Source organism: Mycobacterium kyorinense (genome assembly GCF_001672775.1).
GTDB lineage: Bacteria > Actinomycetota > Actinomycetes > Mycobacteriales > Mycobacteriaceae > Mycobacterium > Mycobacterium kyorinense_A.
In genome coordinates, this window is the sequence record NZ_LZKJ01000030.1 from 1 (window position 1) to 12,858 (window position 12,858).

Consider the following 12,858-nt stretch of genomic DNA (forward strand, 5'->3'; position numbering starts at 1 on the left):
CTCGGCGCCGGGGGCGACTTTCACGTCGCGGTCTTCGTCAGTCATCGGTTGAGTGCTACCCAGCCTGCCGCGGCGGGTAAACCTTCCCAGCTTCAGTTCATTTTCGCTGGCTACCGTGCCGGCATGGCAACGACGGCCGGCGCGGCCGAGGTGACCCCGCCGCGGCTGGCGCGGGCGCTGGACTTGTTGAACTTCTCGCTGGCCGACGTGCGCGACGGTTTGGGCCCGTATCTGGCGATTTATCTGTTGCTCACCTATCAGTGGGACCAGGCCTCGATCGGGTTCGTAATGGCCATCGGCGGGATCGCGGCGATCGCGGCGCAAACGCCGGTGGGGGCAGTAGTCGACCGCACCACTTCGAAGCGGGCGCTGGTGATCGCTGGTGCAGTGCTCGTCACAGCCGGGGCCCTAGCAATGCCACTTTTTCCCGGGTTCTACTCGATCTCGGTGTTGCAGGCGGTCACCGGGATCGCCGGCTCGGTATTCGCCCCGGGCTTGGCGGCCATCACCTTGGGCGTAGTGGGCCCGAGGCATTTTGCCCGGCGGATCGGGCGCAACGAGTCGTTCAACCATGCGGGCAACGCCGCCGCAGCTGCCACCACTGGCGGGCTGGCCTACTTCTTCGGCCCGGCGGTGGTGTTCTGGGTGCTCGCCGCGATGGGGCTGCTCAGTGTGGTGGCCACCCTGCGGATCCCGGCGCAGGCCATCGACCACGAGGTCGCGCGCGGCATGGACCACGCACCCGGGCAGCCGCACCGGCAGCCGTCGCGATTGGCGGTTCTGCTGCACAACCGACGGTTGATGATTTTCGCCGCCGCGGTGGTGGCGTTTCATTTCGCCAACGCGGCCATGCTGCCGCTGGTCGGCCAGGTGCTGGCGCTCCAGAGCAAGGAGCGGGGCACCGCATTGATGGCCGTTTGCATTGTGGCAGCCCAGGTGGTGATGGTGCCGGTGGCTTATATCGCCGGCGCCAAGGCCGACGGCTGGGGCCGCAAACCCATCTTTCTGGTCGGGTTCGCGGTGTTGGCCGCCCGCGGCTTCCTCTACACGCTGTCGGACAACTCGTTTTGGCTGGTGGGTGTGCAGTTGCTCGACGGGGTGGGTGCCGGCATTTTCGGGGCGCTGTTTCCCCTGGTCGTGCAAGACGTCACGCACGGCACTGGGCGCTTCAACATCAGCCTGGGCGCTGTCACCACCGCCTGGGGCGTGGGTGCCGCGCTGTCGAATTTCGCCGCCGGCTGGATCGTGGTGGTGGCGGGCTACCACGCGGCGTTTCTGGCCTTGGGCGCGCTGGCCGGCGGCGGGTTCGCGCTCTATCTGCTCGCTATGCCCGAAACCGGCCCGGCGGCGAGAAATGTCGATCCGACCGTTGCATCGCGATAGTTCCCGATATATCGTTGATGCATCGATTACGCATCCAGGCGTGACTCCATCAGAAACGAGACACACCATGAGCACACCTTTCCGTCCTTACGGGACGCCCTTCGTCGGTGGCCCTCCTGAAGGCTTCGGCCTTGGTCCACAGGGCCACAGCACGGTGCACGAGAAGCGCCGCCAAGGTCGATCCGGGGTTCGCGCGAATCTCCGCAGCCACGCCCGCGGAAACGACAATCCGGGCGGTGCGAAATTCGGAGCGGGGTTGGGCCGAGGGTTCAAACCCGGGGGCTTCGGACCAGGCGGCTTCGGACCGGGCGGGTTCGGACCAGGCGGGTTCGGCCAAGGCGGGATGGGTCCCGGCGGGTTTGGTTTCGGACTCGGATTTGGCCCCGGCCAGCGCGGCGGTCGCCGCCGCGGACCGGGTCGGCGTGGGCGCCGCGGCGACGTCCGTGCCGCCATCCTGGTGCTGTTGGCCGAGCGGCCGATGCACGGTTACGAGATGATCCAAGAGATCGCCGAGCGCAGCCAGGACCTGTGGCGGCCCAGCCCTGGCTCGGTGTATCCGACCCTGCAGATGCTGGTCGACGAGGGACTGTGCGTCGGATCGGAGATCGAAGGAACCAAAAAGCTTTTCGAGCTGACTGAGGACGGCCGCGCAGCGGCCAAGAAGATCACCACCCCGCCGTGGGAGGAGATCGCCGACGGCATTGACCCGTCGCACCTCAACCTGCAGACCTCGGTCGGCCAATTGCTCGGCTCGGTCGCGCAAGCCGCGCACGCGGCAAGCCGTGAACAGCAGCAGCGCATCATCGACGTCGTCAACAACGCCAGGCGCGAAATCTACAACGTGCTCAGTGAAGACGAGTAGCTAGCGCTGCCCCCCGCGAGCGGCAAAAGGGGAGCAAACGGGTTAGGAGACGTCGACCCAATCCAAGGTGCGCTGCACCGCCTTCCGCCAGCCCGCATACCCCGCGGCGCGCTCATCATCGCTCCACGTCGGCGACCAACGCTTGTCTTCTCGCCAATTGGCCCGCAGCTCACTGGGGTCGGCCCAGAACCCCACTGCCAGGCCGGCGGCGTAGGCCGCCCCCAGCGCCGTCGTCTCGGCGATCACCGGCCGCACGACGTCAACACCGAGCACATCGGCCTGGATCTGCATGCACAGGTCGTTGGCGGTGATCCCGCCGTCGACCTTGAGCACCTCCAGATGCACACCGGAGTCGGCTGCCATCGCGTCGACCACATCGCGGCTCTGGTAGCAGATCGACTCCAGGGTCGCGCGGGCCAGATGTGCGTTGGTGTTGTATCGCGACAACCCCACGATCGCGCCGCGGGCATCCGATCGCCAGTACGGGGCGAACAAGCCGGAAAACGCCGGAACGAAATACACGCCGCCGTTGTCGTCGACCTGACGGGCCAGCGCCTCGCTCTGCGCGGCGCCGCTGATGATGCCCAACTGGTCGCGCAGCCACTGCACCGCCGAGCCGGTGACCGCGATCGAACCTTCCAGGGCGTAAACGGGTTTGGCGTCGCCGAACTGATAGCAGACGGTGGTCAACAAGCCGTTGGTGGAGCGCACGATCTCTTCGCCAGTGTTGAGCAGTAGGAAATTGCCGGTGCCGTAGGTGTTTTTGGCTTCTCCGGGTGACAAACACACCTGCCCGACCATCGCCGCGTGCTGGTCGCCCAGGATGCCGGTGAGTGGCACCTCACCGCCGACCGGACCGCTGTCTCGCGTCACCCCGTATGGCTGCGGCGCCGACGACGGCGCAATAGCGGGCAGCATCGCCCGCGGTATCCCGAACAGCGAGAGCAGCTCGTCGTCCCAGTCCAAGGTCTCCAGATTCATCAGCATGGTTCGGCTGGCGTTGGTGACGTCGGTGACATGCACGCCGCCACGCGGACCGCCGGTGAGATTCCATGCCAGCCAGGTGTCGGCGGTGCCGAAGATGGCGTCACCCTGTTCGGCCGCAGCGCGCACGCCGTCGACGTTGTCCAGAATCCATTGCAGTTTCCCGCCGGAGAAATACGTCGCCGGCGGGAGGCCGGCTTTACGCCGGATCACCTCGCCGCGGCCGTCGCGGTCCAGCGCCGACGCGATGCGATCGGTGCGGGTGTCCTGCCAGACGATCGCGTTGCTGTAGGGCCTGCCCGTGCGCTTGTTCCACACCAGTGTGGTCTCCCGCTGGTTCGTAATACCCAGCGCGGCAATATCTTCCGCTGACAGGTTGGTTCTGTTGAGCGCCGACACCAGCACCGAGGAAGTACGCTCCCAGATCTCGACAGGGTCATGTTCGACCCAGCCGGCTCGCGGCAGGATCTGCTCGTGCTCGAGCTGGTGGCGGCCCACCTCGGTCCCGTCGTGGTCGAAGATCATGCAGCGGGTGCTGGTGGTGCCCTGGTCGATCGAGGCGATGAACTCAGCCACTTGCTCTCCTCCGCGGGACGGCGGCCACTGCCGGTAATCGTCCATGATGGTCTATGTGGGCAGAGGAACGTTCGACCTCGAGACGATGCCGCGCGGCGGGCCCAGGGCGTCTTGTCTGGACCGGCTCTTGCAGACCGATCGGCTGGAGTATCTGGACCGCGACGACGTCGACGACCGCAAGCGAGCGGTGGTTCGGTCCTTGGACCGCTTCGGGCGACTGCTCGGTCATCACGAGATGTTCGCCCGCATCGCGCTCGACGAAATCGCCGACGTGCCCGATCCCAAGATCCTCGAGCTCGGCTCCGGACACGGCGCGCTGTCTCGAGCCCTGCTCGAGATGCATCCCACCGCCGAGGTGACGGTTACCGACATCGAACCCGCTTCGATGGCCGCGATCGCCGCCGGTGACCTGGGGCACCACCCGCGGGCTGCCGTACTTCAAATGGATGCCACGGCCATCGACGCGCCCGACGGCTCCTACGACCTGGCGGTGTTCGCAATGTCGTTTCACCACCTGCCGCCGCTGGCGGCGGCTCGGGCGTTGGCCGAAGGGAGTCGCGTGGCGGATAAGCTGCTGATCATCGACCTGCCCCGGCCGCCGTCACTGCTGCACATCGCCCAGTTGGCGTCGATGCTGCCGCTGGCCATGGCGATCCCGATGGCACACGACGGTGTGATCAGCTCGTTGCGCGCCTACAGCCCGTCGGCGCTGCGAGCGCTGGCCCGGCACGCGGAGCCGGCCATCCAGCTCGAGCTGCGTGGCGGCGGCTGGTTCAATTCGCCGCTTCGGCCGCGGCCACAGATCGTGGTGGCCAGTCGCTTGCGTGAGCGTCGCTGAACCTGTTGCATCGGCGATGTGGGCGAAGAGGTCAAACGGGCCGCGTACAACCACGCGCACCGGCAGGAATACCGGCGCAAGGTGCAGTTGTGCCTGGACGTGTTCGAGACGATGCTCGCGCAGTCCAGCTTCGAGTTCGACCGTCCCCTGACCGGGATGGAAATCGAATGCAACCTCGTCGACGACAACTACCAGCCTGCGATGTCCAACCAGCATGTGTTGGCGGCGATCGGCGATCCGGCCTATCAGACCGAATTAGGCGCCTACAACATCGAATTCAATGTGCCGCCGCGGTCATTGCCGGGTCGCACCGTAATCGAGTTGGAAGCCGATGTGCGGGCGAGTTTGAACGACGCCGAATCAAAGGCCAACGCCGACAACGCGCACATCGTGACGATTGGAATATTACCGACGCTGATGCCCGAGCATCTGCGCGGTGGATGGATGAGCGACTCCACCCGCTATCAAGCGCTCAACGACTCGATCTTTCGGGCTCGCGGTGAAGATCTGCAGATCGACATCGGCGGCGCCGAGCCGCTCAGCTTGAATTCTGGCACCATCGCTCCCGAATCGGCCTGCACCAGTATGCAATTACACCTGCAGGTATCGCCCGCTGACTTTGCGGACAACTGGAACGCCGCCCAGGTGCTGGCCGGCCCGCAGCTCGCACTTGGCGCGAATTCGCCGTACTTCTTCGGTCATCAGCTGTGGGCGGAGACTCGCATCGAACTGTTCACGCAGTCAACCGACACCCGCCCGGACGAGTTGAAAACCCAAGGGGTGCGGCCTCGAGTGTGGTTCGGGGAGCGTTGGATCACGTCGATCTTCGATTTGTTCGAAGAGAACGTGCGCTATTTTCCGTCGCTGTTGCCGGAAGTGTCCGAGGAAGATCCGGTCGCCGAACTCGCCGCTGGCCGCACGCCACAGCTTTCGGAGTTGCGGCTGCACAACGGAACCGTGTATCGCTGGAACCGGCCGGTGTACGACGTCGTCGACGGCCGGCCCCATCTACGAGTGGAGAACCGAGTGCTGCCGGCGGGTCCGACCGTGGTCGACATGCTGGCCAATTCTGCGTTCTACTACGGCATGCTGCGGACCTTGTCGGAGGAAGACCGCCCGGTGTGGACCAAGATGAATTTCTCTGCGGCCCATACGAATTTCCGGAAAGCAGCCCGCTACGGACTGGACGCCCAACTGTATTGGCCGGGTTTGGGCGAGGTCACCACCGACGAACTCGTGCTGCGGCAACTGTTGCCGATGGCCGACGAAGGCCTGCAGGCCTGGGGTGTCGCCGCTGAGGTGCGCGACCGGTTCCTGGGTGTGATCGAGGGCCGCGCGAAAACCGGCCGTAACGGGGCAACCTGGCAGGTGGCCACGGTGCAGGCATTGCAGGCCGGCGGGATGACTCGGCCGGCGGCATTGGCCGAGATGCTGCACCGCTACTGCGACCACATGCACGCCAATGAGCCGGTGCACACCTGGGAAACGCCCGAGTAGCTTGGAGCCATGGCGAATGAAGTGTTGGACTGGGACAGCGCATACCGACAGGAAGGTGTTTTCGAGGGACCGCCGCCGTGGAATATCGGTGAGCCGCAGCCGGAACTGGCTACGTTGGTCCGGGACGGCAAGGTACGCAGCGATGTTCTCGACGCGGGCTGCGGCTACGCCGAACTGTCGCTGGCGCTGGCGGCCGAAGGCTACACCGTGGTCGGCATTGATCTCACCGCGACCGCCGTCGCGGCCGCCACCAAGGCTGCGGAAGAACGCGGATTGAGCACGGCGAGTTTCGCGCAAGCCGACATCACCTCGTTCACCGGTTATGACGGCCGCTTCAACACCGTGATCGATTCCACGTTATTTCACTCGCTGCCCGTGGAGGGCCGCGACGGCTACCTGCGTTCGATACACCGGGCGGCGGCACCGGGGGCGGTGTATTACGTGTTGGTCTTCGCCAAGGCCGCCTTCCCGCCCGAGGCGGAGCAGGGGCCCAATACCGTCGACGAGGACGAGTTGCGGGCCGCGGTGAGCAAGTACTGGACGATCGACGAGATTCGTCCGGCGTTCATCCACGCGAACATTCCGTCCAGCCCGCCCGATGCGCCGGTTCAGATGCCGGAGTTCCCCAAAGACGAGAAGGGCCGGTCGAAATTGCCGGCTTACCTGGTGACCGCGCACAAAACCGACTGAGGGTCGTCAGCTGGTGGTTGCGGTCGCCTCTGCCAACGCGGCGGCGAACGTTGCCAACTCGTCGGTGGTGGTGTCGACGTGCGGCGAAATTCGCAATACCGGTTGGGTCAATTCCCGCGGCGCCCGCTCCACGCCGGCGGCTGTCGTCACGATCTGACGGTGCTCGATCAGCCAGGACCGCACGGCGTCCGGTTGGGCTCCGTTGGTCGGGGCCAGCGTGGTGATCGCGCTCGGCTCGTCGGGTGTTTCGACGACCCGCCAGCCGTGGACGTCGGCCAGCACGGTGCGGGTGTCGCGGCCCACCTGAGCCAGGCGTTGCTGCACCACGGCCGGGCCGGCGGCCAGGTGCTCGCCCAGTGCAACTGAAAAGCCCACGCGTGCAGCAACATTGGCTTCCCCGAGTTCGAGTCGCTGAGCCACCGACAGCGACGATGCCCAATCCGGCGGAGGCAGCCGTGGCCGCAACCGCTGCATCAGCGCGGGACGCACGGCCAGTGCGCCGACCCCGCGTGGGCCCGCCAGCCATTTGCGCGACGACGTGTACGTCACGTCGGCGCCTACCGCGCAGTCCACCTGGCCGAGCCCCTGGGCGGCGTCTACAACTAACGGCAAACCCAGGTCGCCGCACAGGCGCGCCACTTCGGCCAGCGGTTGCACGACCCCGCGGTGGCTGGCCAGCACGGTCAGATGCACCAGATCCGGCGGGTCGGCGGCCAGACGCACGGCCGCTTCGTCGATCGCGATCCGCCCGTCGCCGTCGGCGGGCAACAGGCGGCTGGCGAAACCGTGCGCCGCCATCACCGCCAAATTGGGGCCGTATTCACCCGGCAGGCAGGCCAGGGTCCGGCCGCCCGGCGGCCAACTGCCCAGCAGCAGGTCGAGTGCATGCAGCGAGCCGGTGGTGAACACCACCTCGGCATCGGGCATGCCGGCCAGCGCCGCGACGGCGGCACGCCCGGCGTCCAGCACCGGTACCGCGGCGGCCGCGGCGACATAGCCGCCGACTTCGGACTCCTGGCGGGCGTGCCGGGCGGTGGCATCGAGCACAGCCAGGCTCTGCCGCGAGCAGGCCGCACTGTCCAGGTGCAGCCCCGCGACCGGCGGACGGGCCGACCGCCAGCCGTCGGCCAGCGCAGTCACTTGGCGGCCAGCGACAGCCCGAAGTCCCCGGCGCTGTCGGTCCACCACCGCGTGCGTCGCAGCCCGACAGCGGCCAGTTCGGCGGCCACCGCCTCGGGCCGGAATTTGCACGAGACCTCGGTGAGTATCTCCTCGCCGGCGGTGAACTCGGTCGTGAGGTCGAGCGCGCGGATCTCTACCCGCTGCGGCCGTTCGGCGCGCAGCCACATCTCCATCCGCTGCTCTTCGGCGTTCCAGCGGGCGACATGCGCATAGGCGTCGACGTCGAAATCCGCGTCGAGTTCCCGGTTGATCACCGAGAGCACGTTGCGGTTGAACCGCGCCGTCACTCCTGCGGCGTCGTCATATGCCCGGACCAGCCGCTCGGTGTCCTTGACCAGATCAGTGCCCAGCAGCAGGGTGTCGCCCGGTCGCAACACCGCGGCCAACGACGCCAGAAACTCCGCGCGCGGCCCTGCCGTCAGGTTGCCGATCGTTGATCCCAGGAACACGAACAACCGACGCCCTCCGCCGGGAATTTCAGCCAGATGCTCCTCGAAATCGCCGCAGACCGCGGCGATTTCGATACCGGGATATTCGCGTTGCACTGCCGACGCGGCCACCGACAGCATGTTGGCGTCGACATCGAACGGCACGTACCTGCGCAGCGCGCCGCGATCACGCAGCGCATCGAGCAGCATCCGGGTCTTCTCGGACGTCCCGCTACCCAGCTCGACCAGGGTGTCCGCGCCGGTGGCCGACGCCACTTCTGCTGAGCAGCCCCGCAAGATTTCGGCTTCCGCACGGGTCGGGTAATACTCCGGCAGTCGGGTGATCTGGTCGAACAGATCGCTGCCCACCGAGTCGTAGAACCACTTGGGCGGCAAAGATTTCGGGGTCTGCCGCAGGCCGTCGAGCACATCGCGGCGCAGCGCCTGATACGCGGAGTCGGCGGCTAGGTGGTTGGACAGCGTCAGCGTCATCAAGCTCCCCTCAGTGTGGTCAGGGTGACGCCGTCCGCGGTGACCTCGACGAGGTGGCGGTCGGGCACGTCCTCCCAGCCCGGGTCGTCGTCATAGGGTTCGCTGGCCACCACTACACCGTCGTCGCGGCGCAACACCGACAACGTGTCACCCCATGTGGTGGCCAACAACCGGGACCCGTTGGCCGCCAGGATATTCAGCCGAGCAACCGGGTCGGCCGTCCCGAGCTCCACAATGGTTTGCGCAAGGTTGTCGCAGCCTCGGCTGAAAATCATTGCGGCGAGAAGCGCACTGTCACACATGGATTCGGCCGACAGGCTGGGCGGCAGAATGGAGCGGTCGATGATCCCGTTATGGGAGAGCAGCCACCGGCCATCGGTGAACGGCGCGGCCGCGCTGACCTCGATCGGCATGCCGACCGTGGCCGAACGCACTGCGGCAACGATGCAGTGGCTGCGCAGCGCCGGAGCGATGGAATCGAACGACGCATCGCTCCACAGCGGGGCCGCGCTACGCCACCGCCGCGGCGTCGCGCCGTCGAAAAACCCGACGCCCCAACCGTCTGCGTTCATCAGGCAATGCTTTTGGCGGCGCGGCGCATAGGACTGCACCCGCAGACCGCAGGGCGGGTCGAGCACCAGCGTCGAGACGGCGACCGGGCGCCCCAGCCAGCCCAGGTGTCGACACATCAGATGTCCCAAGCCAATCGGACGCCGGCGAAGATCTGCCGCCGATACGGGTGATCCCAGTTGCGGAAGCTGGGCCGCAGAATTTCCGGCGCGACGGCCCACGACCCGCCGCGCAGCACCCGGTAGTCCCCGCCGAAGAACGGCTGCGAGTAGCGGCGGTAGATCATCGGCGTGAATCCCGGCCACGGCTGCAGCGATGAGGTGGTCCACTCCCATACGTCGCCGAGCATCTGCTCGACACCGTAGGCCGATGCCCCGTCCGGATAGGCGCCGACCGGCGCCGGGCGCAACGCCGCGCCGCCGAGATTGGCACGCTCCAGGGACGGATCGTCGTCGCCCCACGGATAGCGGCGTCGCGTACCCACGGCCGGATCCCACGCGCAGGCCTTCTCCCATTCGATTTCGGTGGGTAACCGGGCATCTGCCCACGCGGCGTAGGCCTCGGCTTCAAAGAAAGTGACGTGCTGGATCGGTTCGTCGGCCGGGATGTTTTCGAGGTGGCCGAACCGCGTCCGTGTCTGACCGTCGGCGTCCCAGAACTGCGGTGCGGTCAGCCCGGCGCTCCGGCGGTACTCCCAGCCGCGCGTCGACCACCAACGTGGCTGCCGGTAGCCGCCGTCGTCGATGAACTGCCGCCATTCACCGTTGGTGACCGGGACCCGGCCGATCCGGAACGCTGGGACGTCCACGACATGGGCCGGACGCTCGTTGTCCAACGAAAACGGTTCGTCGGCGGAGTCGACGCCGAGCACGAACGGGCCCGCAGGCACCAGCACCGACGTGCCGGCCAGACCTGGCCGGCCCGGCGGCAACGGCGTCCCGGTCGGCAGCAACGGCGCGCCGGTCCGCAGATTCAACGCCTGCAACATCGTTTCGTCGTGCTGGTTTTCGTGACTGACGACCATCCCGAAGACGAATCCGGCATCGGGCTCGTCGGGCAGCGCGTCCAGAGCGTCGAGGGCCGCCGATCGCACCGTGTCGCAGTATGCGCGGGCCTGTTTCGCTGACAGCAGCGGCAACTCGACGCGGCTGGCGCGGGAGTGCACGAAAGCGTCGTAGAGGCCCTCGACGTCCGGCGGCAATCTTCCCGGCCGTTCCGGGGCGCCGCCGCGCAGCAGCCACAGCTCTTCTTGCTGGCCGATGTGTGCCAGGTCCCACACCAGCGGGCTCATCAACGGGTCGTATTGGCGACGCAGCTCGGCGTCGTCGAAGTCGACCAGCTGTAGCGTGCGCTCCCGGGCCCGAGTCAGAGCGCAGGCCAGCGTTTCTCGTGAATTCACGACTCCCCTTGCGCCAGCCGCGTGACCATCGGCGCGATGCCGCGCGCGATCACCTCGTCGGCGAAGTCGTCGGCGGGACAGCGGCCCTGCTCGACCGCTTGCAATAACCGGGCCATCGCATCGTCCAACTGCGCCGGCGCGCGTTGCGCGGCGATGGCCACGCACCGGTTGGCCGCGGCGTGCAGCCGCCGGTCAGCCAGGCCGACCCGGGCCGCAATGTCCCACGCGGTGGCGACCGGTTCGACGGCCTCGGCCGCAAGCTCGGCGGCATCGGGATCGTCGAGCAGGGTCACCAACGTGAACACGATCGCGGGCCAGATGGCGTCGGGAACGCTGTCGAGGTAGCGGATCTCCAGCCAACCGCGTGGCCGAACCGGGGGAAACAGCGTGGTCAGGTGGTAGTCCAGGTCAGCGGTGGTCGGATAGCGACCGCTGAGCAAGGATCGGCCGTCGGCCCAATCGGCGAACGGCACGTAGTGCGTCACCGGATCGGCAGTGCCATTGCGCGGGGCGTGCACCAACATCACCGGCGCCTTCAGGGCATAACGCGCCCAGTCGGTGCGCGGATCGTCGCCGCTGGCAGTCAGGATGGGCCCGCAGCGCGCCGAATCGAGCTGGCTCCAGACCCGCTGACGGGTGGACAGCCAGCCGGAGAACCGGCCGCCCAACAGCGGGGAGTTGGCGGCGACGGCAACCATGGTCGGGCCCAGTGCGTGTGCCAACCGCACCCTATCCGCCCACCCGGCCTGCGGTCCGGCGTCGAGGTTGACCTGGACCGACGCCGTCGACGTCATCATCGCCGCGCCGGCGACACTGGTGCGGCTGGCCACGAAGAACTGTTCCATGGCGGCATAGCGCGCGCCCGGGTTGACCCGTTTGGCGGGCCGCAGCGGGTCGGCGCCCAGCAGCACCAGCCCCAGGCCGGCCGCGGCGAACGCGGACCGCAGCGCGGACTGGTCAGCATGCATCGCCTCGATGGCCGATACGACGCCGGCGAGAGGCGGACCGGACAATTCCACGGCGCCGCCGGGTTCGACGGTGACCGCGCTGGCGCCCGGCAATTCCGGAAGCGACGCGATGACGTCGGTGATCTCCTCCCAGCCGGGCCTGCGCTGCGGCTCGACCGGATCGAAACAGTGCGCCTCGATCTCCAGGCCGACGCGGCCCAGCGGCGCATCGGACAGGCAGGAGTCGGTGATGTACTGCGCGGCGGCCAACGAACTGGTCAGTTCGCCGTCGACGAGGCGCGTGTCATCCAGCTGCGACGCGACGGCAAACGCCATATGTCAGATCCCTCCGGGCCCGGACCGATGGTCGCAGGCCGCTGGTTGCGCGCGGCTACCCAACGATAGCCGTACGTTTCATCTTCCGGAGGGCACCGACATATTCCACAGCGGTCGATCGGCTCGCCGCGCCTTACTGGCCGAGCGCGTTCTCCATAGCTCCAGCCAGCACGTTTACCGCCGGGCCGGCGTTGCCCGATTGGCACACTTTGGCCTGCAGCACAACGTTTTCCCGCAGCCGGGTTTGATTGAAGCAGCGGCGGTCGGTGCCGGCTTCCTGCTTGGTCCATGCGGCATCGGCGGCGCTTGCGGGCCCGCCGTCGAACGACCACACCTCGGTGGCCCCGTTGTCCAAGTGCATGGCCGTGGTCTGACCAGAACAGCCGACAGTGCGGTCCACGACGCGGTGAAATGCGCGACCGGCGGCGTCGTTGGTGGCGAAGACGCCGACCGCCTGTTTGACGAAGTGCGTCTGGTCGCTGGGCGACGTCTGGGTGGTGGCGCCGTTGAACGAGGCCAGGTCCGGGTCGTTGTACACCTCGGGCAACCCGATGTCTGCCCAGTTGTTACACACCGGGTCGTCGACCCAGTACGCCTGGACCTGGCCTCGTTCAACGGCGCCACCACCCAGACGTCGCCCAGCGACCAGACGCACTTCGTCAAACAGGCGGTCG

12 protein-coding genes are annotated in these 12,858 nt (G+C 67.3%); 5 read left to right on the top strand and 7 right to left on the bottom strand.

Annotated features, from left to right (window positions below; genetic code table 11):
* The first annotated feature begins 123 nt into the window (after positions 1-123).
* Together A5707_RS01975 and A5707_RS01980 are read left to right on the top strand one after the other, a co-directional pair.
* Positions 124-1,383 carry an MFS transporter gene (locus A5707_RS01975; RefSeq protein ID WP_065012859.1) on the top strand — a complete coding sequence of 420 codons (1,260 nt, stop codon included), beginning with the start codon at positions 124-126 and terminating at the stop codon, positions 1,381-1,383.
* A gap of 67 nt (positions 1,384-1,450) precedes the next feature.
* On the top strand, positions 1,451-2,245 hold the full coding sequence (locus tag A5707_RS01980) for a PadR family transcriptional regulator (RefSeq protein ID WP_065012850.1): 795 nt from the start codon (positions 1,451-1,453) through the stop codon (positions 2,243-2,245).
* A gap of 42 nt (positions 2,246-2,287) precedes the next feature.
* Here A5707_RS01980 and glpK read toward each other — a convergent pair whose 3' ends face one another.
* Entirely contained in the window at positions 2,288-3,850 is a 1,563-nt protein-coding gene (glpK, locus tag A5707_RS01985) for a glycerol kinase GlpK (protein WP_065012851.1), read from the bottom strand.
* A 1-nt stretch (position 3,851) separates the two neighbouring features.
* On the opposite strand from glpK, the gene A5707_RS01990 reads away from it, so the two are divergent.
* From A5707_RS01990 to A5707_RS02000, 3 genes are read left to right on the top strand one after another with little or no spacing between them, the layout of a single operon-like run.
* Positions 3,852-4,643, top strand: coding sequence for a class I SAM-dependent methyltransferase (locus A5707_RS01990; RefSeq protein WP_065012860.1), 792 nt, complete (start codon positions 3,852-3,854; stop codon positions 4,641-4,643).
* Between the two features lie 18 nt (positions 4,644-4,661).
* Entirely contained in the window at positions 4,662-6,140 is a 1,479-nt protein-coding gene (locus A5707_RS01995) for a glutamate--cysteine ligase (RefSeq protein ID WP_065012852.1), read from the top strand.
* Between the two features lie 9 nt (positions 6,141-6,149).
* Positions 6,150-6,830, top strand: a complete 681-nt coding sequence (locus A5707_RS02000) for a class I SAM-dependent methyltransferase (RefSeq protein ID WP_065012853.1) — start codon at positions 6,150-6,152, stop codon at positions 6,828-6,830.
* 6 nt (positions 6,831-6,836) lie between these two features.
* On the opposite strand, the gene egtE is transcribed toward A5707_RS02000, so the two are convergent.
* The 6 genes from egtE to A5707_RS02030 form a co-directional block, all read right to left on the bottom strand.
* A complete protein-coding gene (gene egtE, locus A5707_RS02005; RefSeq protein WP_065012854.1) occupies positions 6,837-7,970 on the bottom strand; it encodes an ergothioneine biosynthesis PLP-dependent enzyme EgtE in 1,134 nt (377 codons plus the stop codon).
* Positions 7,967-8,932, bottom strand: a complete 966-nt coding sequence (gene egtD / locus A5707_RS02010; RefSeq protein WP_065012855.1) for an L-histidine N(alpha)-methyltransferase — start codon at positions 8,930-8,932, stop codon at positions 7,967-7,969. Before egtD ends, egtE begins: the two co-directional genes overlap by 4 nt.
* On the bottom strand, positions 8,932-9,621 hold the full coding sequence (gene egtC / locus A5707_RS02015; RefSeq protein WP_065012856.1) for an ergothioneine biosynthesis protein EgtC: 690 nt from the start codon (positions 9,619-9,621) through the stop codon (positions 8,932-8,934). Before egtC ends, egtD begins: the two co-directional genes overlap by 1 nt.
* The gene (egtB, locus tag A5707_RS02020) at positions 9,621-10,901 is read right to left on the bottom strand and encodes an ergothioneine biosynthesis protein EgtB (RefSeq protein ID WP_065012857.1); all 1,281 of its coding nucleotides are present in this window, start codon (positions 10,899-10,901) and stop codon (positions 9,621-9,623) included. Before egtB ends, egtC begins: the two co-directional genes overlap by 1 nt.
* Positions 10,898-12,184, bottom strand: a complete 1,287-nt coding sequence (gene egtA / locus A5707_RS02025) for an ergothioneine biosynthesis glutamate--cysteine ligase EgtA (RefSeq protein ID WP_065012858.1) — start codon at positions 12,182-12,184, stop codon at positions 10,898-10,900. The genes egtB and egtA overlap by 4 nt, the downstream gene beginning before the upstream one ends.
* Positions 12,185-12,317: 133 nt before the next feature.
* Positions 12,318-12,858: sensor domain-containing protein (locus A5707_RS02030; RefSeq protein ID WP_232000598.1), on the bottom strand; the 541-nt coding region annotated here is incomplete at its 5' end.